Origin of the sequence: Pseudomonas sp. MPC6 (genome assembly GCF_006094435.1) — a bacterium.
GTDB lineage: Bacteria > Pseudomonadota > Gammaproteobacteria > Pseudomonadales > Pseudomonadaceae > Aquipseudomonas.
On sequence record NZ_CP034783.1, the window covers coordinates 1,921,705 to 1,945,341 of the forward strand.

A 23,637-nucleotide genomic window follows, 5' to 3' on the forward strand; every position below is an offset into this window, starting at 1 on the left:
CGTCATCTGCAGGGCACTGTCACCTGCAATTGGCCTCTCAGGTATAAGGACCCGGAATTTTTTCCGGGTCGGTCCTTATAGTTCAGGACATACCCAGGAGGCGCAGATGGCACATTCCAATACTCCCGATGGCCCGCACTCGTCCGAGCATTCATCCGGCGATGAGCTGGGCTTCGACCCCGATTCGCCGGACCTCGCCGATCCCCAGGTCGATCCCATCGGACCGGCCAAGGCCCCCAGGGACGTGAAGCCGGGCGATGACGACAAGGCGCCGGCGAAGCCTTATGACCCTCTCGCCAACCTGAAACCCTGACCCCAAGTGAGGTGCGTATGTCTACCGATTCGAGTTTCAACGACAAACGTCCGGACAGCGTTCCAACCACCCCCGAAGCGGACACCGATCCAGTGATGGATCCGAACAGCCCGCTGCGGGATCCGTTGGCCAGGCCCGTGGTGACCCCAACCGAGCATCAGGGCCACAGAGACCCGAGCGCAGGAGATGGCATCCCGGACGACGACCAGATGCCGCTGCCCAATGATTAACCGTCTGACGATAACGCGCTAATCCAGAATAAACGCATACCCTGTAGGAGCTGGCTTGCCAGCGAAGAACGTCAACGATAACGCGCTAATCCAGAATAAACGCATACCCTGTAGGAGCTGGCTTGCCAGCGAAGAACGTCAACGATAACGCGCTAATCCAGAATAAACGCATACCCTGTAGGAGCTGGCTTGCCAGCGAAGAACGTCAACGATAACGCGCTAATCCAGAATAAACGCATGACCTGTAGGAGCGAGCTTGCTCGCGATGGACGTCAACGATGACGCGTTTATCCTGAATAAACGCGTCGCCCTTCAAACCATCGCGAGCAAGCTTGCTCCTACAGAAGCGGGCAAGCGGGAAAGCGGCAATTGCCGGTTTCGTCCTACTTCGACGCCTCCACCACACCACTTTGCCGATTCTTCAGATTTTTGTCTGACTTGTACTGCAACGCCACCGACGGCACATCAGCGCCCCTGCCAGTCTCGACCCAGCTGCGAATACGGCTGGCATCGGCAAAGTGGGTGTATTTGCCAAAGGCATCGAGAATAACCAGCGCCACCTGACGATTACCCATGCTGGTCACCAGCACCAGGCAGTGACCGGCCTCGTTGGTGAACCCGGTTTTCGTCAGTCGGATGTCCCAGTTCGGCTTCCTGACCAAGTGGTCGGTGTTACGAAAACCCAGGCTGTAATTGGGTTTACGGAACGAAACAGTCTTTTCCTTGGTAGTACTCAATTCAGTCAGCAACGGGTACTTGTGCGCGGCCACCAGCAACTTGCTCAGGTCGCGGGCGGTGGACACGTTGCGCGGGGACAGGCCGGTCGGCTCGACAAAATGGGTGCTGGTCATGCCCAGCGCCCGGGCCTTGGCATTCATGGCGGCAATGAACGCGACATAGCCGCCCGGATAATGATGGGCGAGGCTCGCGGCGGCGCGGTTTTCCGAAGACATCAGGGCGATCAGCAGCATTTCCCGACGCGGCAATTCGCTCTTGAGCTTGACCCGGGAAAACACGCCTTTCATTTCCGGCGTATCGCTGATGTTGACGGCAAGGTATTCATCCATGTTCTGCCGGGCTTCGACCACGACCAGGCCGGTCATCAGTTTGCTGACGGAAGCGATGGGGACGACCACGTCAGGATTGCTGGCATAGATGATCTTGTTGGTCTGCATATCCATCAGCAGGGCACTGCCGGAAGCGATCTTGAGTTGTTTCGTATCCCGTGGTGCCGAGGTGGTTTCGGCAGCGTTGGTTATTGGCGTGATGAAAGCCCCTGTAACAGCAAAAAACAGGCTCAGGATGGAAAGACGGATTTTCACGCTGGCAGACTCATAAGGAGTTGATAAGCCGTTATGTAACGGGCTGTTTCATAAAAAAGCGCGGTATTCTGGAGTATGGCTGAATAACTGTCGATGGTTGTTCAAGGATGGACGCAAAGTCCCTGGGAACATGAAAAAAAAGCTAATTTCCGGCGGATGGTCGAGGGATTCTCTGCTGGCGAAAAGAACCCTGCCATGGGGCGTAAATACCGTTTGCTTGAGAAGGGGGTTGGCGGGCGGATGGATTGCTTTTGGAGGGGGGGGCGTATCCGTTTGTGAGGAAGCGGCTCTTCCGGTTCGGGTACATATCCGTTTTCGCGGTAACCGCCACTTAGGGTTCCGCCCTTACGGCGGGTCACTTGGAAAAGCGCCAAGTAACCAAGCGCTTTTGCCCCTTTCGTTCGGTGCCTCGCCTAGGCTCGGCATGCCCTCGCTCCGGTCCTGCTCCGTGGGCCCGCCGCGATCGGCCATCCATGGCCGTGCGCGGCTACCTCGGCATCCATGCCGAGGTACCCACTGCGCAGAACCTCCACTCAGCCTCTCGAGGGGGCGGGCACCGCCAAAAAGCCGAAGCGAGGCGGCCTGCCAGCCGACCTGGCTCCAAGCGAACGCTTTACCCCGTAGGTACTGTCGAGCGAAGCGCGGCTGCGATCTTTTGATTTTGATCTTCTCGAGATCGCAGCCTGCGGCAGCTCCTACAGGAGGAATCGAGTACGTTCGAAATAGATGGGTCGGCTGTCAGGGCGCCTTCGCCAGCAAGCCGGCTCCTACATTTAGACCTGCATGCGGATCAGAGAGCCAGGTCGGCCCGTAGGCCGCCTCGGCTTTTGCTTTTGCTGTGCGCGCCCCCTCGAGAGGCCGAGTGGAGGTTCTGCGCAGTGGGCAACCCGGCATGGATGCCGGGTTAGCCGCCCCCGGCCATGGATGGCCGATGGCGGCGGGCCCACGGAGCAGGACCGGAGCGAGGGCATGCCGAGCCTAGGCGAGGCACCGAACGAAAGGGGCAAGAGCGTTTGGTTACTTTGCGCTTTTCAAAGTGACCCGCTGTAAGAGCGGAACCGTCAGCGGCCATGCCCGCAGCAACGGATATGTACACGTTCAACAAAAGGCGGCAACGCCCCTAACCGCAATCAACCGTGCAGCGTTTCCGCCGCATACAGCGTATTTTCCAGCAGGCACGCGCGCGTCATCGGGCCAACGCCACCCGGCACCGGCGTAATCCAGCCAGCGCGGGGCAGGGCGGTGTCGTAGATCACGTCACCCACCAGCTTGCCGTCTGCCTGGCGATTGATGCCGACGTCGATCACGATCGCGCCTTCCTTGATCCACTCGCCCTTCACCAGCCCCGGCTTGCCGGCAGCCACCACGACCAGGTCGGCACGGCCGACGTGGCCCGCCAGGTCCTTGGTAAAGCGGTGGGTGACAGTCACGGTGCAGCCGGCCAGCAACAGCTCCATCGCCATCGGGCGGCCAACGATGTTGGAGGCGCCGACAATCACCGCGTCCATCCCGTAAAGATCGGCACCGGTGCTTTCCAGCAGCGCCATGATCCCTTTAGGGGTGCACGGACGCAGCAACGGAATACGCTGGGCCAGGCGACCGACGTTATAAGGGTGGAAACCGTCGACGTCCTTGTCCGGACGAATGCGCTCCAGCAATCGGGAGGCGTCCAGGTGTTCAGGTAAAGGCAGCTGAAGCAGAACGCCGTCGATTGCCGGGTCGTCGTTCAGGCGATCGATCAGATCGGTCAGTGCTTCTTGAGTGGTTTCAGAAGGCAGGTCATAAGCTTGGGACAGAAAGCCGACCTCTTCACAGTCTTTACGCTTGTGCGAGACATAAACCTGAGAGGCAGGATCGCTGCCGACCAGGATCACCGCGAGGCCGGGCGTGCGCAGGCCTTGCTGGCGACGCTCGGTGACGCGTTTGGCGATCTGCTGGCGCAGGCTGGCGGCGATCGATTTGCCGTCGATTAGTTGTGCAGTCATTGCGCGTGATTAACCATCGAGAGGTGAAAAAAAGAGAGCGCATTCTCGCATGTCAGGAGGTGAGGGCAAAGGCGCTTGGTCTGCAAATTCCCCTAACCCCTTTAATTAAATGAATTTTTTTTAAAAAAGAGTTGACGACCTTCAGGGTCACCTATAACATTCGTCGCACTTGTCGGGCACAGCCTAGCACTGGTTAAGAAGGTTGAGCGGAGTTGATGTTTGATTCGGCGAGACTGAAAGCACTTAGTTTGTAATCGTCCAAGAATACAGATTAACAAGGCGCCCGTAGCTCAGCTGGATAGAGCATCCGCCTTCTAAGCGGATGGTCGCAGGTTCGAGTCCTGCCGGGTGCGCCATTAGGCAGCTTTGGCACAAGTAACGCAACATGGCAACATGGCAATATGGTGGGCGTAGCTCAGTTGGTAGAGCACGGGATTGTGACTCCCGTTGTCGAGGGTTCGATCCCCTTCGTCCACCCCATATTTAGAAAGGCGCCAGATTAACAGTCTGGCGCCTTTGCTTTAAAAGCTTGATACGCGGATGTGGTGGAATTGGTAGACACACTGGATTTAGGTTCCAGCGCCGCAAGGTGTGAGAGTTCGAGTCTCTCCGTCCGCACCATACAAGTCGCTATTTAATAGCAGAAAACGGCGCAGCACCTGAAAAGGGCTGCGCCGTTTTTGTTTTAGAAGTCGACATTTTCAAGGCAACCGCGGGTTCCGGGTTGAGAGGGCAGGTCGGCTCGTCGCATTTTTGTTTCTCGATGATGCCGATTCGCCCGCTGTCAGGGGTGCATGACCGCTTCCTCCTATATATAGAAGGACTGCGGCAGAGCCTTGGCCTGATTGACTGTATTTGCTAACAGGGCGAGGCATAACCGTTTGTCCCCGCCTATAAATTGCCTGCTGCTTTTTTACCCGTTTTCAGTAGGGTGACTTCTTGAGTTTGACCCACTAGAATGCATGCCCTTGATTCTGGGGTCGGAAACGGCCGGCTAACGTCTGTGCAACGAGGAATATCCATGCAAGTTTCTGTTGAAAATACTTCTGCTCTTGAGCGCCGCATGAGCATCACCGTGCCGGCTGAGCGCATCGAGACTCAGGTCAACAAGCGTCTGCAGCAGACTGCCCAAAAGGCCAAGATCGCTGGTTTCCGTCCAGGCAAAGTGCCGATGAGCGAAATCAAGCGTCGTTTCGGTGCCGATGCGCGCCAGGAAGCGGTAGGCGACGTGATCCAGTCTTCGTTCTACGAAGCGGTTGTCGAGCAAAAGCTGAACCCGGCCGGCGCGCCGTCGATCGAGCCTAAATCGATCGAAGCGGGCAAGGACCTGGAATACGTCGCGGTTTTCGAAGTGTTCCCTGAGTTCACCGTTGCCGGCTTCGAAGGTATCGCAGTCGAGCGCCTGAGCGCCGACGTGGCCGATGCCGACCTGGACAAGATGCTGGACGTGCTGCGCAAGCAGAACACCCGTTTTGAAGTGGCCGATCGCGCTGCCCAGAACGAAGACCAGCTGAACATCGATTTCGTCGGCAAGGTCGACGGTGAAGTGTTCGCCGGCGGTTCCGCCAAAGGCACTCAGCTGGTGCTGGGTTCCGGCCGCATGATCCCTGGCTTCGAAGACGGCCTGGTTGGCGCCAAGGCCGGCGAAGAGCGCGTGCTGAACCTGACCTTCCCCGAGGACTATCAGAACCTCGACCTGGCAGGCAAAGCCGTTGAGTTCACCGTGACCGTGAACACTGTTTCCGAGCCAAAACTGCCAGAGCTGAACGAAGAATTCTTCGCTCAATTCGGCATCAAGGAAACCGGCCTGGAAGGCTTCCGCACCGAAGTTCGCAAGAACATGGAGCGCGAACTGCGTCAGGCGATCAAGTCCAAGGTCAAGAACCAGGTCATGGACGGTCTGCTCGAGACCAACCCGATCGAAGTGCCTAAGGCGCTGCTGTCCAACGAAGTCGACCGTCTGCGCGTGCAGGCTGTTCAACAGTTCGGCGGCAACATCAAGCCTGACCAACTGCCGGCCGAGCTGTTCGAAGAACAAGCCAAGCGCCGCGTAGTCCTGGGCCTGATCGTGGCTGAAGTGGTCAAGCAATTCGACCTCAAGCCTGACGAAGCCCGCGTTCGCGAAATGATCCAGGAAATGGCTTCGGCCTACCAGGAGCCAGAGCAGGTTGTGTCCTGGTACTACAAGAACGACCAGCAGCTGAACGAAGTTCGTTCGGTTGTGCTTGAAGAACAAGTTGTGGATACTGTTCTGCAGAAAGCTAGCGTGACCGATAAATCGGTCTCTTACGAAGAAGCGGTCAAGCCGGTAGAAGCTCCACAAGCCGACTGATTGATTTTGCGTTAGAAGTACACACCATAAGCCAGCTCTCGAGCTGGCTTATGCGTATTCAAGACAAAACTATTTGGGAGCGACTGCAGAGCATGTTCCGTAATTCTTATATTCAGCAGAACTCTGATATCCAGGCCGCAGGCGGCCTGGTCCCGATGGTTGTCGAGCAATCCGCTCGCGGCGAGCGCGCCTATGACATCTACTCGCGTCTTCTCAAGGAGCGAGTGATCTTCCTGGTTGGGCCGGTAGAGGACTACATGGCCAACCTGATTTGCGCGCAGCTGCTGTTCCTTGAAGCGGAAAACCCGGACAAGGACATCCATCTCTACATCAACTCCCCGGGCGGTTCGGTGACGGCGGGCATGTCGATCTACGACACCATGCAGTTCATCAAGCCCAACGTGTCGACCACCTGTATCGGTCAGGCGTGCAGCATGGGCGCGTTCCTGCTGACGGCCGGTGCCGCCGGCAAGCGTTACTGCCTGCCGAACTCGCGTGTGATGATTCACCAGCCACTGGGCGGTTTCCAGGGCCAGGCGTCGGATATCGAAATCCATGCCAAGGAAATCCTCTTCATTCGCGAGCGTCTCAACACGTTGATGGCCAAGCACAGTGGACACACGCTCGAAGAGATCGAGCGCGACACCAACCGCGACAACTTCATGAGTGCAGAAGCCGCCCGTGAATACGGGTTGATCGATCAAGTGATCGACCAGCGCCCCGCTTAAAAGCAGCTCAAAATAGGGTCGGTCGGCTTGTCTGGCCACCTGCGGGCTTGAAAAAGCCCGCAATAGCCTTCATCTTGTGTTGCAAGCCTATCGGATTTGGATCGAACGAATGACTGACACCCGCAACGGCGAGGACAACGGCAAATTGCTCTATTGCTCCTTCTGCGGCAAAAGCCAGCATGAAGTACGCAAATTGATTGCCGGCCCCTCGGTCTTCATTTGCGACGAGTGCGTCGACCTGTGCAATGACATCATCCGTGAGGAGGTGCAGGAAGCCCAGGCCGAGAGCAGCGCGCATAAATTGCCTTCGCCTAAAGAAATCAGCGGCATCCTTGATCAGTACGTGATTGGTCAGGAGCGTGCGAAAAAGGTTCTGGCCGTAGCGGTGTACAACCACTACAAGCGCTTGAACCAGCGTGACAAGAAGAATGACGACGTCGAACTCGGCAAGAGCAACATCTTGCTGATCGGCCCGACAGGCTCGGGTAAAACCCTGCTTGCCGAAACCCTGGCCCGCTTGCTGAACGTTCCGTTCACCATCGCCGACGCAACCACCCTCACCGAGGCGGGTTACGTGGGTGAAGATGTCGAGAACATCATTCAGAAGCTGCTGCAGAAGTGCGATTACGACGTGGAAAAGGCCCAGATGGGCATTGTCTACATCGATGAGATCGACAAGATCTCGCGCAAGTCTGACAACCCGTCGATCACCCGGGACGTTTCCGGTGAAGGCGTGCAGCAGGCCCTGCTGAAGTTGATCGAAGGCACGGTCGCTTCCGTTCCGCCCCAGGGCGGTCGCAAGCATCCGCAGCAGGAATTCCTTCAGGTCGACACCCGTAACATCCTGTTCATCTGCGGTGGTGCGTTCTCCGGTCTGGAAAAGGTTATCCAAAACCGTTCCACCAAGGGCGGCATCGGTTTCAACGCAGAAGTGCGCAGCAAGGAAGAAGGCAAGAAAGTCGGTGAATCCCTGCGTGAAGTCGAACCTGACGATCTGGTCAAGTTCGGTCTGATCCCGGAATTCGTCGGTCGTCTGCCGGTCCTGGCCACGCTGGACGAGCTTGACGAAGCTGCGTTGATGCAGATTCTCACCGAGCCGAAAAATGCGCTGACCAAGCAGTATGCCAAGCTGTTCGAGATGGAAGGCGTAGACCTGGAATTCCGCGCCGACGCGCTGAAATCGGTCGCCAAACGTGCCCTGGAACGCAAGACCGGTGCCCGTGGACTGCGTTCGATCCTCGAAGGCGTCCTGCTCGACACCATGTACGAAATTCCCTCGCAGTCCGAGGTGAGTAAAGTCGTGATCGACGAAAGCGTCATAGAAGGCAAGTCCAAGCCACTGTATATCTACGAAAACAGTGAGCCGGCTGCCAAGGCAGCGCCAGACGCCTAAGCGTCACGCTGCTGGAACACAGAAGGGGCCTTCGGGCCCCTTTGCTATTGTGGTGTAGGAGCTGGCTTGCCAGCGAAGGCGCCCAGCCGACACGATTTTAATGTCTAACCTGAACACGTCAGGCCCACGACAGACCGCAATCTTTTAAGCCATTCTTTTATCCGCTTGTTTTTTTCCAAACCAGCCCCCATCTTGGTTTCAAGCTGACATCCATCTGTTTACGGCCTTACGGCCGCCGTAGAGGCGAAATCATGAAGACGACCATCGAATTGCCTCTCCTGCCATTGCGTGATGTTGTGGTTTATCCGCACATGGTTATCCCGCTGTTCGTGGGGCGCGAGAAATCCATCGAAGCCCTCGAGGCAGCGATGACCGGCGACAAGCAGATCCTTCTGCTGGCTCAGAGAAACCCTGCTGACGACGATCCCGGTGAAGATGCACTCTATCGCGTAGGTACCATTGCGACCGTTCTGCAGCTGCTCAAGCTGCCTGACGGCACGGTCAAGGTTTTGGTCGAAGGTGAGCAGCGGGGCGCCGTGGAGCGCTTCAGCGTAGTCGACGGCCATTGCCGCGCCGAAGTCTCGCTGATCGACGAAACCGACGCGCCCGAGCGCGAGTCGGAAGTGTTTGTGCGCAGCTTGCTGGCTCAGTTCGAACAATATGTGCAGCTGGGCAAGAAAGTCCCGGCTGAAGTCCTGTCGTCGCTCAACAGCATCGACGAGCCAGGCCGCCTGGTCGACACCATGGCCGCGCACATGGCCCTGAAGATCGAGCAGAAGCAGGAAATCCTCGAAATCATCGATTTGTCGGCCCGGGTCGAACACGTCCTGGCGTTGCTGGATGCCGAGATCGACCTGCTGCAAGTCGAAAAACGCATTCGCGGTCGCGTCAAGAAACAAATGGAGCGCAGCCAGCGCGAGTACTACCTGAATGAGCAGATGAAGGCCATCCAGAAAGAACTCGGCGACAGCGACGAAGGCCACAACGAAATCGAAGAGCTGAAAAAGCGCATCGATGCCGCCGGTCTGCCGAAGGATGCCCTGGCCAAGGCCCAGGGCGAGCTGAACAAGCTGAAACAAATGTCGCCCATGTCCGCGGAAGCGACCGTGGTGCGTTCCTACATCGACTGGCTGGTCCAGGTGCCGTGGAAGGCGCAAAGCAAGGTGCGTCTGGACCTGGCTCGTGCCGAAGACATCCTCGACGCCGACCACTACGGCCTCGAAGAAGTCAAAGAGCGGATCCTCGAATACCTCGCCGTGCAAAAGCGCGTGAAGAAGATTCGCGGTCCGGTGTTGTGCCTGGTCGGTCCTCCGGGGGTGGGTAAAACCTCGCTGGCGGAGTCGATTGCCCACGCCACCAACCGCAAATTCGTGCGCATGGCCCTCGGCGGTGTGCGCGATGAAGCGGAAATCCGCGGTCATCGCCGGACTTACATCGGATCGATGCCGGGAAGATTGATTCAAAAGATGACTAAAGTGGGGGTGCGCAACCCGCTGTTCCTGCTCGATGAAATCGACAAGATGGGCAGCGACATGCGCGGCGATCCGGCCTCGGCGTTGCTGGAAGTGCTCGATCCCGAGCAGAACCACAACTTCAACGATCACTATCTGGAAGTCGACTACGACCTGTCCGACGTGATGTTCCTGTGCACCTCGAACTCCATGAACATTCCGCCGGCGCTGCTGGACCGGATGGAAGTGATTCGTCTGCCGGGCTACACCGAAGACGAGAAGATCAACATCGCCGTCAAATACCTTTCGCCGAAGCAGATCACGGCCAACGGCTTGAAGAAAGGCGAGCTCGAATTCGACGCCGAAGCGATCCGCGACATCATCCGCTACTACACCCGCGAAGCCGGTGTACGGGGGCTGGAGCGCCAGATTGCCAAGGTTTGCCGCAAGGCGGTCAAAGAGCATGCGATGGAAAAACGCTTCTCGGTGAAGGTCACGGCCGACATGCTGGAGCATTTCCTCGGCGTGCGTAAATTCCGCTACGGCCTGGCCGAATCCCAGGATCAGGTCGGCCAGGTCACCGGCCTGGCGTGGACGCAGGTGGGCGGCGAGTTGCTGACCATCGAAGCCGCGGTCGTTCCCGGCAAGGGGCAACTGATCAAGACCGGTTCCCTGGGTGACGTGATGGTCGAATCGATCACGGCGGCCTTGACCGTGGTGCGCAGCCGCGCGAAGAGCCTGGGGATCCCCCTGGACTTCCACGAGAAGCGCGACACGCACATCCATATGCCGGAAGGGGCGACCCCGAAGGATGGCCCTAGCGCCGGTGTAGGCATGTGCACGGCCCTGGTCTCGGCATTGACCGGGATTCCGGTACGCGCAGACGTCGCCATGACCGGTGAAATCACCCTGCGTGGCCAGGTGCTGGCGATTGGCGGTCTGAAAGAGAAACTGCTCGCGGCTCACCGTGGTGGAATCAAGACGGTGATCATTCCTGAAGAGAACGTACGCGATTTGAAGGAAATTCCTGACAATATCAAAGCCGATCTTCAGATTAAACCGGTTAAATGGATTGACGAGGTCCTGCAAATTGCGCTGCAATACGCGCCGGAGCCCTTGCCTGATGTGGCTCCAGAGATTGTTGCAAAGGATGAAAAACGCGAGTCTGACTCTAAGGAAAGAATTAGCACGCATTAGTACGTATTTGCCTGGGGGGCTTGTTGACGCTTTTTAGAGCCCTTGTTATAAAGCGGCTCTTCAGTGTCTGTAGGCCATTCAGCACTCGTTTTTTTGCTTTTACCAAAAAACTTAGAATCATACTCAAATAGATATAAGGGGACTTAGAGTGAACAAGTCGGAACTGATTGATGCTATCGCTGCATCCGCTGATATCCCGAAAGCTGCTGCTGGCCGTGCGCTGGACGCTGTAATCGAATCCGTCACTGGCGCTCTCAAGGCTGGCGACTCTGTTGTTCTGGTGGGTTTCGGTACGTTCTCCGTCACCGATCGTCCAGCTCGCATTGGTCGTAACCCGCAGACCGGTAAGACGCTGGAAATCGCAGCCGCCAAAAAACCAGGTTTCAAAGCCGGTAAAGCACTGAAAGAAGCTGTCAACTAAGTTCGATTCAGGTTTTTGCCTATCCGGGTCGGGGTCAAGCCTGACCTGGCAGCGGAGCGGTAGTCCAGTCGGCAAGTTGCCGTGCCGAGACACCGAGGGTCGCACGTTCGAGCCCTCGATCCGCTCCGCCAGTTACGAGAAGGCGCATCCTCGGATGCGCCTTTCTTCTATCCGGATTCTACCCACGCTCCACGGTTGCCTAATTTTGAAGTTCAACCGTTTCTGGGGGACGCATGCTGCAGAATATCAGGGACAATTCACAAGGCTGGATTGCCAAGACCATCATCGGGATCATCGTTGTACTGATGGCGTTCACCGGTGTCGAAGCCATTTTCCAGGCCACGACCAACAGTCAGAACGCGGCCAAGGTCAATGGTGAAGAAATCAGTCAGAGCGAGCTGAGCCAGGCGGTCGATATGCAACGCCGTCAACTCATGCAACAGCTGGGCAAGGATTTCGATGCTTCGTTGCTCGACGAAAAAATGTTGCGCGAATCGGCCCTCAAAGGCTTGATCGATCGCAAGCTGCTGCTGCAAGGCGCAGAAAAATCCGACTTCGCTTTTTCCGAAGCGGCGTTGGACCAGGTGATCCTGCAAACGCCTGAATTCCAGGTGGACGGTGCGTTCAGCGCCGAGCGTTTCGACCAGGTCATCCGTCAACTCGGCTACAGCCGCCTGCAATTCCGCCAGATGCTGGCTCAGGAAATGCTGATCGGTCAGCTGCGCGCCGGTCTGGCAGGCAGCGGTTTTGTCACCGACGCACAGGTGCTGGCCTTCGCCCGTCTGGAAAAACAGACCCGCGATTTCGCTTCCCTGAACGTCAAGGTCGACCCGTCAGCTGTGAAGCTGAACGACGACGAAGTCAAAGCCTACTACGACGAACACGCCAAGGAATTCATGACGCCGGACCAGGTGGTCATCGATTACCTCGAATTGAAGAAGTCGTCCTTCTTCGATCAGGTCAGCGTCAAGGACGAAGACCTGCAAGAGGCGTATCAGAAAGAAACCGCGAACCTGTCCGAACAGCGTCGGGCCGCGCACATTCTGATCGAAGTGAACGACAAGGTGACCGAGGCGCAAGCCAAGGCGAAGATCGAAGAGGTCCAGGCACGCCTGGCCAAGGGCGAGAACTTCGAAGCCCTGGCCAAGGAATTCTCCCAGGACCCGGGTTCGGCCAACAATGGCGGTGACCTCGGTTTCGCAGGCCCGGGTGTCTACGATCCAGCCTTTGAAACAGCGCTGTACGCGTTGGCCAAGGATCAGGTCTCGGAGCCGGTTCGCACCGACTTCGGTTTCCACCTGATCAAGCTGCTGGGTGTCGAAGCGCCGCAGGTTCCAACCTTCGCCAGCCTGAAAGACAAGCTGACCCGCGAGCTGAAAACCCAGCAGGTCGAACAGCGTTTCGTCGAGGCGACCAAGCAACTGGAAGACTCGGCGTTCGAGGCCTCCGACCTGGCCCAGCCGGCGCAAGACTTGAAGCTGACCGTGCACACCTCCAAGCCGTTCGGCCGTGAAGGCGGCGAAGGTGTGGCGGCCAACCGTGCCGTGATCACTGCTGCATTCAGTCCTGAAGTGCTGGATGAGGGTGCCAACAGCACCGCCATCGAGCTCGACCCGGAAACCGTGATCGTGCTGCGCGCCAAGGAACACCTCAAGCCGGCGCAACTGCCGCTCGAAGCCGTGTCCGCCGCGATCCGTGGGCAATTGGCCAAGGAGCACGCCAGTGCTGCCGCCAAGACCAGGGCCGATGAGTTGATCGCCAGCCTGCGCGACGGCAAGACCCCTCTGGACCAGGCCATCGATGGTCAGAACTGGAAAGTCACCGCCGCCGCCACTCGCGCTCAGGAAGGGATCGACCCGACTGTGCTGCAGGCGCTGTTCCGCATGCCAAAACCTGCCGCGAAGGACAAGCCGACCTTCAGCAGCGTGACCCTGGCCGATGGCAGCCTGGTGATCGTGCGTCTCAATGGCGTGAACGAAGCAGCGGCACCGACCGATGAAGAGAAGGCCGAGTACCGTCGCTACCTCGCCTCGCGCATTGGCCAGCAAGACTTTGCGGCTTACCGCAAGCAGCTGGAAGCCGAAGCGGACATCGAGCGGTTCTGATGTTTGATTGAGTGTTGCGCAACACAAAAACCCCCGGCCGAGAGGCCGGGGGTTTTTTTATCAACAAAATCAAATTTTTCACCTGCCATCAGGAATCCGCAATCCTGTGCGACTTTCCCGGCCATAAACGGTCACTAGTCGTGTAACCGTTTTAAGACACCAATCGGTGCGACGCTAAGCATTGATCTGTTGCACAATACGCCCCGGACCGTTTCTTCAGGATGTTCAATGTCTAAATCAATTCCCATGCATGTCGTCGGGCTGGCTCTGGTAATGGCTGCCGCTGCCGGCTGCTCGTCGGAAAAGGCCGCCATCTATGAGCATGAGAACTTCGATGACTCCGGTACCTTTTCCCGCAACTACCCGGTAACCGATGCCCAGACTTGCGAGGCCGCCCGGCGGGCGTTGCTCAGCCAGGGCTATATCATCACCAGCAGCGACCCGAAACTGGTCAGCGGCCACAAGAGTTTCCAGCAGACCGGCGACACCCACATGGAGATCAGCTTCAGTGTGGTCTGCGCCGATGACGGCACCGAGGGGCATCATGCGACCATGTTCGCCAACGCCCTGCAGGATCGTTATGCGCTGAAAAAGACCAACAACTCCGCGAGCCTCGGCGTGGGTGTGCTGGGTTCGGTATCGATGCCGATCGGCTCGTCCGACGACTCGATGGTCAAGGTCGCCAGCGAAACTGTCTCCTCGGCCAAGTTCTACGAGCGTTTCTTCGCCCTGGTCGAGATGTTCCTGCCGCCGGAAGCGAAAAAGGCTGCGCACATCAAGGAAAAGCCGAAAACCGACCTGGGCATGCCTGAAGCCAAGGCCGCACCGGCTCAATTGGCGCCGACTCCGGCACCGGCAGCAGAGCCTGCTCCCGCGCCGGCCCAAGAACCTGTACAGCCAGCGGAACCGGCACCTGCGGCCTCGGAGCCGGTGGCACCGCCGCCTGAAACCGCACCGATCACCCCGGCGGATAACAGCGAACCGGCAACCTCCACCGAAACGGGGAGCGCACCGGCGGACTCCAGCCTGCCGCCACCGACCGAGCCGATTCCGGCCATGCCGGTCACTGCCCAGTAATCATGTGACGGGATCGGGCTGCACGGCGCCGATCCCCGACCACTTTCAGCATTGACCCGCGTCAATCCTGGTCACAGTTCTGCGGCCAGAATCGAAAAAATCCTGTGATAAATTCCCGATCCCCTGCTACGTTTTATCAAGTAGCCGCGTAGCGTCTTGCCTGCGTCATTTTTCTTTCACGTGGGCACTTTATGCTCAGTGCGCAGGTCACTTATTCAGGCATTTTTTTCAAACAAACGTGGGGGATTGAAAATGGACGAATATCAAGAAGAACTGCTCGAATATCAGGCGTTCGAACTCGACCCGCTGGAACCCGCCGAAGACGCGACCGAGCTGTAGACAAGCGCTTTCAGGCTTCAAGCTCGTCGCTGATCGCTTGCAGCTTCAAGCTGTTTTCCTATGACTTCGGCGAAACTCGCCGGGGGTCTGGCCATTCCAGCGTTTGAAGGCCCGTTGAAAGGCTTCGGCTGAGGCAAAACCCAGCAGGTAGGCGATTTCTCCGAACGCCAGTTCGGTGTCGCGGATGTAGGTCATGGCCAGGTCGCGGCGCGTGTCATTGAGGATCGCGCGAAATTGCGTGCCTTCCTCGGCCAGTTTGCGGCGCAAGGTCCAGGTCGGCAGCTTCAGGCGTGCCGCCACTTCTTCCAGGTCGGGCTCCCGGCCACCATTGAGCAACGGCCCCAGCAACTGAGTGATGCGTTCACGCAGGCTGCGGGTGCGTGTCAATTGCTCCAGTTCCCGTTCGCACAGTTGCAGCAAGTGCCGCCAGGTGCTCGGGCAGTGCAGCGGATTGCGCTGAGCCAGGCTGGCCAGGCTCAGGCGCAGTTGATTGTGTTCGGCACCGAACTGGATCGGACAGTCGCCCAGCACGGCATACGTCTCTCGGTAATCCGGCGCTTGAAACTCGATCTCGATGCGTTCGGCGCGCAGCGGGTCAGGGCTGACGCTGGACAGTTGCTGCAACCAGCCGGCAATGATCGAATCCACCACGAAGCGGTTGTAGGCGTTGTAAGGACTGATGGAATAGAAGCGCAGCCAGGCGCCCTGGGCGTCCTCATGAAAGCTCGATTGGCCGCGATAGTTGGAGCCGTACAAGGCTTCGAAACGAATCAGGCAGCGCGCCGCTTCTCGCACCGTCGGCGCCTGGGCAGCGGTGACGCCGGCCAGGCCGGCCTGGCTCAGGCGACTGAGCTGGCCCATGCGCAAACCCAATGCCGGGTCACCGGTCAGTTGAATGGCGCTGTGGCCCAGGTGCATGTAGCGCGGGATCGAGAGCCGGGCGCCGGCTTCGCTCAGGCGCGCCGCGTCAAGGCCATACTGCTCGAGCAAGGGCTGTGGGTCTGCACCGTGACTGCGCACGGCGTCGGCCAGGCTGTGCACAAAGCCCACCGACAGATCGCCCAGTCGCATCGGCAAGGGTTTCATGGTTTATAACCACAGGTTCAGTAAACGCGCGCCACGGGCATTGCCATCGGCGAAATGCTGGCCGTTGCTGCTGAGAAAGCTCTGCCCGGCACTGCCCTGATCCCAGAACTGGCCGCGCAGGAACACGCTCATGCCGGCGATCGCCTGGCTGCTGGGCGGTTGAGCGGTCAGGGTCAAGTGATGCCAGGCCTGGCCTTCGCTCAGCTCCCCGGCCTTGAGGCTGACGGAGCCGGGCGTCGACAAGCCCTTATAGCCGCGCCACGGTTTATCCCAGGTGCCGCGCCCGGTCACGAAGGCCGGCACCGCGACGAACTTCGCGCCCTGAGCGTCAAGCTTGCGGTAGGCGTCCGGGTACCAGCTGTCGCTGCCGATCAGCACCCCCAGGCGTCCCGCCGGGGTATCGACGACGCCGGGCGTGCGCTCGCCATTGGCCGCGATGACGTCATGTTCATCGAACACCGGGTGCATCTGGCGCTGGGGTTGGCCGATCGGCAGGCCGTCACGGCCGAATACTACGCTGCTGTTATACAGCGCGCCGCCGCCGATTTTCAGCCTGCCATCGATGATCACGGGCTCGGGCAACACGATGGAGCCCGCCACCAGGGTTACCTGGAATTCTTTGGCCAGGCCGCCGAACAAGGCCTGGTAGTCCTTGGCCATGCCTTTGGCTTTCATCCGCAGGTGAGCGTCGTCCAGGCGGCTGTCGCCCCTGGCACCGATCAGGGCGCGGACGAACTTCAAGGGATTGCTCGCCGCCAGCCAGTTCATGGCTTCCTTGAGGGTCGTGGCCTGGTACAGCTCATCTTTCTCGCCGCTGACCATCAGCCAGGTGCCGATGTGTTCCGGCAGCACGACGATGGTTTTTTCATTCAGCAGGCCCTGGTCCCGGGCCTTCTGCAAATAGGCCGCGAGCTTGCGGTGCAAGCGCTCGGAGCTTTGGTAGTCGGTGGGAAACAGCTCGGGCTGGATGCCCAGCAGGTTGCCGCGATCGGCGGGTGTGCCTTGATCGACGGCGACGTCGATACGCAGGTCCGACAGGTAGTGACCCACCGGACGGTCCGCGGCCCACATCGCGTAGGTCGTGAGGGCGGCAATCAATGCCATGGAGAAGGTCAGGTACAGAAGTTTGCGCATGGGAAAACAGTCAACGGCCGTGTGCGGGTTCGCTGACTAGGGTAGGGCCCATGCCGGCGCTTGCCAAGGGGCACTGCGCATTTGGATCAATAAGTTGTCAGTTACGGTCATTGAGCGAGCGGTGGAGTGCTCATAGTCTGTGGCACATGACAGAGGGCTGCCAAAGAGCACCCAGACTTTTTCCGTGATCGTTCGTTGTGGAGTTACCGATGGCCGCCGCTCATTACCCAAACCTGTTGGCCCCGCTGGACCTGGGTTTTACCACGTTGCGCAACCGCACCCTGATGGGCTCGATGCACACCGGCCTTGAGGAGAAACCCGGCGGTTTCGAGCGCATGGCCGCGTACTTCGCCGAGCGTGCCCGGGGCGGCGTGGGCCTGATGGTCACAGGCGGTATCGGCCCGAACGATGAGGGCGGGGTGTATTCCGGAGCGGCCAAGCTGACCACCGAGGAAGAAGCGCTCAAGCACCGGATCGTGACCCGCGCGGTGCACGAGGCGGGCGGCAAGATCTGCATGCAGATCCTCCATGCCGGCCGTTATGCCTACAGCCCGAAACAGGTCGCGCCGAGTGCGATCCAGGCGCCGATCAACCCGTTCAAGCCCAGGGAACTGGACGAGGAGGGCATCGAGAAGCAGATCAGCGATTTCGTCACCTGCTCGACCCTGGCGCAAACAGCCGAGTACGACGGCGTCGAGATCATGGGCTCGGAAGGTTATTTCATTAACCAGTTCCTCGCCGCTCACACCAACCACCGCACCGACCGTTGGGGCGGCAGCTACGAAAACCGCATGCGCCTGCCGGTAGAGATCGTGCGTCGGGTGCGCGAAGCGGTCGGCCCGAATTTCATCATCATCTTCCGCCTGTCGATGCTCGACCTGGTGGAAGGCGGCAGCACCTGGGAAGAAATCGTGCAGTTGGCCCAGGCCATCGAGCAGGCTGGTGCGACGATCATCAACACCGGCATCGGCTGGCACGAAGCACGAATCCCGACCATCGCCACCAAGGTGCCGCGCGGTGCGTTCAGCAAAGTCACGGCCAAGCTGCGCGGCTCGGTGAACATTCCGCTGATCACCACCAACCGCATCAACACCCCGGACGTCGCCGAGCAGATCCTGGCCGAAGGCGATGCCGACATGGTGTCCATGGCGCGCCCCTTCCTCGCCGACCCGGACTTCGTCAACAAGGCCGCCGCCGGCCGTGCCGATGAAATCAACACCTGCATCGGCTGCAACCAGGCCTGCCTCGATCACACCTTCGGCGGCAAGTTGACCAGCTGCCTGGTGAACCCGCGGGCCTGCCATGAGACCGAACTCAATTACCTGCCGGTACAGCAGATCAAGAAAATCGCCGTGGTCGGTGCCGGCCCTGCCGGTCTGTCCGCAGCGACCGTGGCCGCCGAGCGTGGCCATCAGGTGACGCTGTTCGATTCGGCCAGTGAAATCGGTGGCCAGTTCAACATCGCCAAGCGTGTACCGGGCAAGGAAGAGTTCTTCGAAACCCTGCGCTACTTCAACCGCAAGCTGCAGACCACCCATGTCGAGGTGTGCCTGAACACCCGGGTCGATGTGGCGCAACTGGTCGCAGGCGGTTACGACGAGGTCATCCTCGCGACCGGCATCGCCCCGCGGACTCCGGCGATTCCAGGCGTGGAGAACGCCAAGGTGCTGAGCTACCTGGACGTGATCCTCGAGCGCAAACCGGTGGGCAAGCGTGTCGCGGTGATCGGCGCCGGCGGGATCGGCTTCGATGTGTCGGAGTTCCTGGTGCACCAGGGGGTGGCCACCAGCCAGGACCGTGAAGCGTTCTGGAAGGAATGGGGCATCGATACCCACCTTGAAGCCCGTGGCGGGGTGGCCGGCATCAAGGCCCAGCCCCATGCACCGGCCCGTGAGGTGTACCTGCTGCAACGCAAGGCCTCCAAGGTCGGCGACGGCCTGGGCAAGACCACCGGCTGGATTCACCGCACCGGTCTGAAAAACAAGCAGGTGCAGATGCTCAACAGCGTCGAATACCTGAAGATCGACGACCAGGGCTTGCACATCCGCATCGGCGAAACCGGCGAACCGCAGGTGTTGCCGGTGGACAACATCGTGATCTGCGCCGGGCAGGATCCGCTGCGTGAACTGCATGACGGCCTGGTGGCAGCGGGGCAGAACGTGCATTTGATCGGCGGCGCGGATGTGGCGGCGGAGCTGGATGCGAAGCGGGCGATCAACCAGGGGTCGCGGTTGGCTGCGCAGTTGTAACAGGCAGGCCGAGCGTGCCAATGGCTTTCGCGGGCAAGCCCGTTCCCACAGCGATTTAGGTTGGTCGTCAATTTTTGTGTACGACGCAACACCTGTGGGAGCGGGCTTGCCCGCGACGACGTCCTCAAGGCTGCTAATATGCCGGCTCTTCACCCAGAGCCGGCATCAATGCTTCTCCCTTCCAGTAACTGGCTCCGCCGAGCCCCCCTCGACCACCTTGATCTCGACTGGCTAACCCAGGCCAATATCGAAGTCGCCATCCTGCGCCTCGACCAGATCGACCCGCTGATCAGCGGCAACAAGTGGTTCAAACTCAGCGAACACCTCAAAGCCGCAGACCGGGCCGGCGCCAAGGGCATCATCAGCCTCGGTGGCGCCCACTCCAATCACCTGCATGCCTTGGCCGCTGCCGGCAAACGCTTCGGTTTCCCCACGGTCGGCCTGCTGCGCGGTCACCCGCAAGACACCCCCACGGTGAAGGACTTGCAAGCATTCGGCATGCAGTTGCACTGGTTGGGGTATGGCGGTTATCGCGCGCGGCACGAGCCCGGTTTCTGGCAGCCATGGCAGGCACAGTATCCCAAGCTGCAGCCGGTGCCGGAAGGCGGCGGCGGTTTGCCGGGCGCCAAGGGCTGCATGCCGCTCAAAGCGATGGTCAGCGCGCAGTTGAGCGGTCTGGGCTGGAACGACTACGACGGCTGGTGGCTGGCCTGCGGCACCGGCACCACCCTGGCCGGCCTGGTGTTGGCCGAAGCGGGCGAGCATCCGGTTTACGGCGCGTTGGCGGTACCCGACGATCATGGCGTGGCGCAGCAGGTGCAGGGGATTGTGCAGGAAGCGGGGTCGGTCGATGCCGGCTATGAACTGCTCGATGCCAGCCGGGGTGGCTTTGCCAAGGTCGATCCACCGCTACTGGAATTCATCGAACAGACCGAAAGGGACAGTGGCATCCCCCTCGAACCGCTGTACACCGGCAAAGCGCTGCTGGCACTTAAACAGCAAGTCGACGCCGGAAAATTTACCCAGGGCACGCGCCTGATCTTCATCCATACCGGCGGCTTGCAGGGCCGGCGGGGGTTCAGCCCAGCTACCTGAAATACGCCGCCCCCACAGGTTCCCGTTGGCCTCAGGTATTACGGTTCACTCGCTTGGGCATCATCCGCAGCAACGTGTTATCCCGCACCACATAATGGTGATAAATCCCCGCCAGGGCATGCAGGCCGATCAGCCAGTAACCCAGGGTGCCGCCGAGTTCATGCCAGCCCTGGATCTGCTTGGCCAGCGCCTTGTCCTCCGCGATCAGCAGCGGCAAATCGAAGCCATAGAACATCACTTGATGGCCTTTGGCACTGGTGACCAGCCAGCCCAGCATCGGCATGGCGATCATGAACAGGTACAACGCCCAGTGCATCAATTTCGCCAGCACGGTTTGCCAGCGGGGGGAGGCCGGGAAGATCTGCGGTGCCGGACCGAGGCTGCGGGCGAATAGTCTCAGCCAGACCAGCACGAACACGGTCAACCCCAGCATGAAGTGCGATTCGGTGATCAACGTGCGACCGCCGCTGCCTTTGGGAAAGATCCCGCGAAATTCGATACAGGCGTAGACCAGCGCCAGCAGGACCAGCATCAACCAGTGCAGCGCGATCGACACGGTGCTGTAGCGTGAGTCGGAATTTTTCCAGGGCATACGGCGTTCCTCACAGGACGGGTCAGGCCACCGTTCTGGGTCGACGATGTGTCTTTAACTGTAATCCTGTTTCGCCGGGTTTGCCTCAGAGGAGAGGGGATTCAATGCTCTGAGCACTGTAGGAGCTGGCTTGCCAGCGAAGGGGCCATCACATTCAACGTAAATGTTGACTGGTCTGACGCCTTCGCGAGCACTGTAGGAGCTGGCTTGCCAGCGAAGGGGCCATCACATTCAACGTAAATGTTGACTGGTCTGACGCCTTCGCGAGCACTGTAGGAGCTGGCTTGCCAGCGAAGGGGCCATCACATTCAATGTAAATGTTGACTGGTCTGACGCCTTCGCGAGCACTGTAGGAGCTGGCTTGCCAGCGAAGGGGCAATCACATTCAACGTAAATGTTGACTGGTCTGACGCCTTCGCTGGCAAGCCAGCTCCTACAGGGGGGAGGCGGTGGATCAGCTGCTTTGCGGCATTTCGCCCTTGGCCAGGCGCTGGTTGATGTCGGCGATCACTTGCGGCAAGTCGGTGATGGTGTCGATCATGTAGTGCGGGCGCGAGCCTTCGAACATCCCGTGGATGCGCTTGCGCTCGCTGGCCAGTTGGTCGCTGCCGAGGGCACGATAACCTTCGTAGTCCAGGCCCAGCGCGTTGCCCGAGCAGATCAGCGCCACAGTCCACATGCCGGCGCGACGGCCTTCGAGAATGCCCGGCACGGTATCGTCGATCTTCACGCACGCCGCGACATCATCGATCCCCAGGGCGATCACATTGGCCAAAGCCTGGGCCGGCCATGGGCGGCCGTTGGGCACTTCGTCGGTGGCGACCACGTGATCGGCCACGTAACCGTTGGTGGCGGCCAACTCGACCACCTTGTCCATGACCTGTTTCGGGTAGCCGGAGCAGGAGCCGATCTTGATGCCTTGCTGGCGCAGGTTGGCGATGGTGTCCAGGGCGCCGGGAATCAGCGCCGAGTGCTCGGCGATTTTCTCGATCTGCAAGGGCATGAAGCGTTTGTAGATGGCGGTGACGTCATCGTCGGTCGGCGTGCGGCCGAACACGGCGCGATAACGTTCGGCCACTTGCGGCTGATCGCACAGCGTCCGGATGTGGTCCCATTTGCCCATGCCCATCGGCCCGCGGGCTTCTTCGATGGAGACCTGGACGTCGAACTCGGCGAAAGCCTCGACGAAAATCTGGGTGGGGGCAAAGGAGCCGAAGTCGACCACGGTGCCGGCCCAGTCGAGGATGGCGGCCTGGAGTTTGGTTGGGTTCGTGTAGTTCATGTGACGTATCCCTTGTAGGAGCGAGCGGTTCGGCGATCCGACTTGCCCGCGAACGAACGATGATGAGGTTTGACGACTGACCGCGTCGCCTGTGTTCGCGGGCAAGCCTCGCTCCTACAGGGGACGGCGGTGTCTGTTGGTTCAGATTTCCAGCACTTCCATCTCGCGCAGCACTTCAGCCACCGCCGCCACGGCCGCGTGCATCTCGGCCTGGTTGACGTGGCCGATGCAGCCGACGCGGAACGTTTCGACCTGGGTCAATTTGCCGGGGTAGAGGATGAAACCCTTGGCCTTGACCCGTTCGTAAAATTCCTTGAACTGATAACGCGGGTCTTTCGGCGCGTGGAAGGTGACGATGATCGGCGCCTGGATGTCGGCCGGCAGGAAGCTGCGCAGCCCCAGTTTGGCCATGTCATCGAGCAGCACCTGGCAATTGTTGGCGTAGCGCTGATGCCGGGCGGGCAAGCCCCCTTCTTCGTTGTATTGCAACAGGGCTTCGTGCAGCGCGGCGACCACGTGGGTCGGCGGGGTGAAGCGCCACTGGCCGGTCTTGGCCATGTAGCTGTGCTGGTCGAACAAGTCCATCGCCAGCGAGTGCGAGTTGCCGGCGGCATCGGCCAGGGCTTCCTTGCGAGCGAAGACGAAGCCCATGCCCGGTACGCCTTCCAGGCATTTGCCCGAGGCGGCGATCAGTGCGTCGAACGGCACCTGTTGCGCGTCGATCGGCAGCGCGCCAAAGGAGCTCATTGCGTCGATGATCAGGCGTTTGCCGTGTTGCGCGATGACCTGGGCGATCTCCGGCAGCGGGTTGAGGATGCCGGTGCTGGTTTCGCAGTGAATCAGTGCCACGTGGGTGATGTCGGGGTCGGCGCCCAGCAGGCGGTCGACGTCGGCGGCGGTGGTCGGTTCGTCTTCGGCGGTTTCAAAGGTGCTGAAGGAGCGGCCGAGCACTTCGCAGATTTTCGCCAGGCGTTTGCCATAGGCGCCGTTGATCAGCACCAGGACTTTGCCGTTGCGGGGCACCAGGGTGCCGATCGCCGCTTCGACCGCGAAGGTGCCGCTGCCTTGCAGGGGCACGCAGTGGTGGCTGGCGCCGCCGTTGATGATCGCCAGCAGTTGCTCGCAGAGGCTGGCGGTCAGTTGATTGAAGCGGTCATCCCATGAACCCCAGTCGACCATCATCGCCTGGCGGGTGCGGGCCGAAGTCGTCAACGGGCCGGGGGTGAGCAGGATGGGTTCGGCGGTACTCATTCTCGTGTCCTCGCAATCGATGGGGTGAAGCTACGGGGCCTAAGTTGCAATTTGC

General features: G+C 59.7%; 18 protein-coding genes and 3 tRNA genes. 14 read left to right on the plus strand and 7 right to left on the minus strand.

Going from position 1 to position 23,637, the window contains the following annotated elements:
- The first annotated feature begins 106 nt into the window (after positions 1-106).
- Together ELQ88_RS11085 and ELQ88_RS11090 are read left to right on the plus strand one after the other, a co-directional pair.
- A complete protein-coding gene (locus ELQ88_RS11085) occupies positions 107-313 on the plus strand; it encodes a DUF6021 family protein (protein ID WP_064676671.1) in 207 nt (68 codons plus the stop codon).
- A gap of 17 nt (positions 314-330) precedes the next feature.
- Complete coding sequence (locus tag ELQ88_RS11090; protein WP_128871020.1) at positions 331-543, plus strand: hypothetical protein; 213 nt, start codon at positions 331-333, stop codon at positions 541-543.
- 383 nt (positions 544-926) lie between these two features.
- Here ELQ88_RS11090 and pbpG read toward each other — a convergent pair whose 3' ends face one another.
- Positions 927-1,865 (minus strand): D-alanyl-D-alanine endopeptidase, encoded by a 939-nt coding sequence (pbpG, locus tag ELQ88_RS11095; protein ID WP_128871021.1) that lies wholly within the window; start codon positions 1,863-1,865, stop codon positions 927-929.
- 1,130 nt (positions 1,866-2,995) lie between these two features.
- Positions 2,996-3,850, minus strand: coding sequence for a bifunctional methylenetetrahydrofolate dehydrogenase/methenyltetrahydrofolate cyclohydrolase FolD (gene folD, locus ELQ88_RS11105; RefSeq protein WP_128871022.1), 855 nt, complete (start codon positions 3,848-3,850; stop codon positions 2,996-2,998).
- Positions 3,851-4,129: 279 nt separating this feature from the next.
- On the opposite strand from folD, the gene ELQ88_RS11110 reads away from it, so the two are divergent.
- The 10 genes from ELQ88_RS11110 (at position 4,130) to ELQ88_RS11155 (ending at position 14,554) form a co-directional block, all read left to right on the plus strand.
- A tRNA-Arg gene (locus ELQ88_RS11110) sits at positions 4,130-4,206 on the plus strand.
- A 48-nt stretch (positions 4,207-4,254) separates the two neighbouring features.
- Positions 4,255-4,330: transfer RNA gene (locus ELQ88_RS11115), tRNA-His, on the plus strand.
- A 56-nt stretch (positions 4,331-4,386) separates the two neighbouring features.
- A tRNA-Leu gene (locus ELQ88_RS11120) sits at positions 4,387-4,471 on the plus strand.
- Positions 4,472-4,871: 400 nt separating this feature from the next.
- Entirely contained in the window at positions 4,872-6,182 is a 1,311-nt protein-coding gene (gene tig / locus ELQ88_RS11125) for a trigger factor (RefSeq protein ID WP_128871023.1), read from the plus strand.
- Positions 6,183-6,274: 92 nt separating this feature from the next.
- Positions 6,275-6,910 carry an ATP-dependent Clp endopeptidase proteolytic subunit ClpP gene (gene clpP, locus ELQ88_RS11130; protein ID WP_064680636.1) on the plus strand — a complete coding sequence of 212 codons (636 nt, stop codon included), beginning with the start codon at positions 6,275-6,277 and terminating at the stop codon, positions 6,908-6,910.
- Between the two features lie 109 nt (positions 6,911-7,019).
- Positions 7,020-8,303 (plus strand): ATP-dependent Clp protease ATP-binding subunit ClpX, encoded by a 1,284-nt coding sequence (gene clpX, locus ELQ88_RS11135; RefSeq protein WP_007946893.1) that lies wholly within the window; start codon positions 7,020-7,022, stop codon positions 8,301-8,303.
- Positions 8,304-8,554: 251 nt separating this feature from the next.
- Complete coding sequence (gene lon / locus ELQ88_RS11140) at positions 8,555-10,951, plus strand: endopeptidase La (protein ID WP_128871024.1); 2,397 nt, start codon at positions 8,555-8,557, stop codon at positions 10,949-10,951.
- Between the two features lie 148 nt (positions 10,952-11,099).
- On the plus strand, positions 11,100-11,372 hold the full coding sequence (locus ELQ88_RS11145; RefSeq protein ID WP_002552737.1) for an HU family DNA-binding protein: 273 nt from the start codon (positions 11,100-11,102) through the stop codon (positions 11,370-11,372).
- A 233-nt stretch (positions 11,373-11,605) separates the two neighbouring features.
- Positions 11,606-13,477, plus strand: coding sequence for a SurA N-terminal domain-containing protein (locus tag ELQ88_RS11150; RefSeq protein WP_128871025.1), 1,872 nt, complete (start codon positions 11,606-11,608; stop codon positions 13,475-13,477).
- A 228-nt stretch (positions 13,478-13,705) separates the two neighbouring features.
- Positions 13,706-14,554, plus strand: coding sequence for a DUF2242 domain-containing protein (locus ELQ88_RS11155; RefSeq protein ID WP_138965029.1), 849 nt, complete (start codon positions 13,706-13,708; stop codon positions 14,552-14,554).
- 384 nt (positions 14,555-14,938) lie between these two features.
- Here ELQ88_RS11155 and ELQ88_RS11160 read toward each other — a convergent pair whose 3' ends face one another.
- Positions 14,939-15,979 carry an AraC family transcriptional regulator gene (locus ELQ88_RS11160; protein ID WP_138965031.1) on the minus strand — a complete coding sequence of 347 codons (1,041 nt, stop codon included), beginning with the start codon at positions 15,977-15,979 and terminating at the stop codon, positions 14,939-14,941.
- Between the two features lie 3 nt (positions 15,980-15,982).
- Complete coding sequence (locus tag ELQ88_RS11165; protein WP_138965033.1) at positions 15,983-17,113, minus strand: carbon-nitrogen hydrolase family protein; 1,131 nt, start codon at positions 17,111-17,113, stop codon at positions 15,983-15,985.
- Between the two features lie 209 nt (positions 17,114-17,322).
- Between ELQ88_RS11165 and ELQ88_RS11170 the strand changes: the two genes are divergently transcribed.
- Together ELQ88_RS11170 and ELQ88_RS11175 are read left to right on the plus strand one after the other, a co-directional pair.
- Entirely contained in the window at positions 17,323-19,362 is a 2,040-nt protein-coding gene (locus ELQ88_RS11170) for an NADPH-dependent 2,4-dienoyl-CoA reductase (protein ID WP_128871028.1), read from the plus strand.
- Positions 19,363-19,530: 168 nt separating this feature from the next.
- Positions 19,531-20,457, plus strand: a complete 927-nt coding sequence (locus ELQ88_RS11175; RefSeq protein ID WP_138965035.1) for a pyridoxal-phosphate dependent enzyme — start codon at positions 19,531-19,533, stop codon at positions 20,455-20,457.
- Positions 20,458-20,488: 31 nt separating this feature from the next.
- Here the strand turns inward: ELQ88_RS11175 and ELQ88_RS11180 are convergent, their stop codons facing one another.
- The 3 genes from ELQ88_RS11180 to ELQ88_RS11190 form a co-directional block, all read right to left on the minus strand.
- Complete coding sequence (locus tag ELQ88_RS11180; RefSeq protein WP_138965037.1) at positions 20,489-21,049, minus strand: cytochrome b; 561 nt, start codon at positions 21,047-21,049, stop codon at positions 20,489-20,491.
- Positions 21,050-21,503: 454 nt separating this feature from the next.
- A complete protein-coding gene (gene phnX / locus ELQ88_RS11185; protein ID WP_128871030.1) occupies positions 21,504-22,331 on the minus strand; it encodes a phosphonoacetaldehyde hydrolase in 828 nt (275 codons plus the stop codon).
- Between the two features lie 141 nt (positions 22,332-22,472).
- A complete protein-coding gene (locus ELQ88_RS11190; protein WP_128871031.1) occupies positions 22,473-23,582 on the minus strand; it encodes a 2-aminoethylphosphonate--pyruvate transaminase in 1,110 nt (369 codons plus the stop codon).
- Positions 23,583-23,637: the final 55 nt, after the last annotated feature.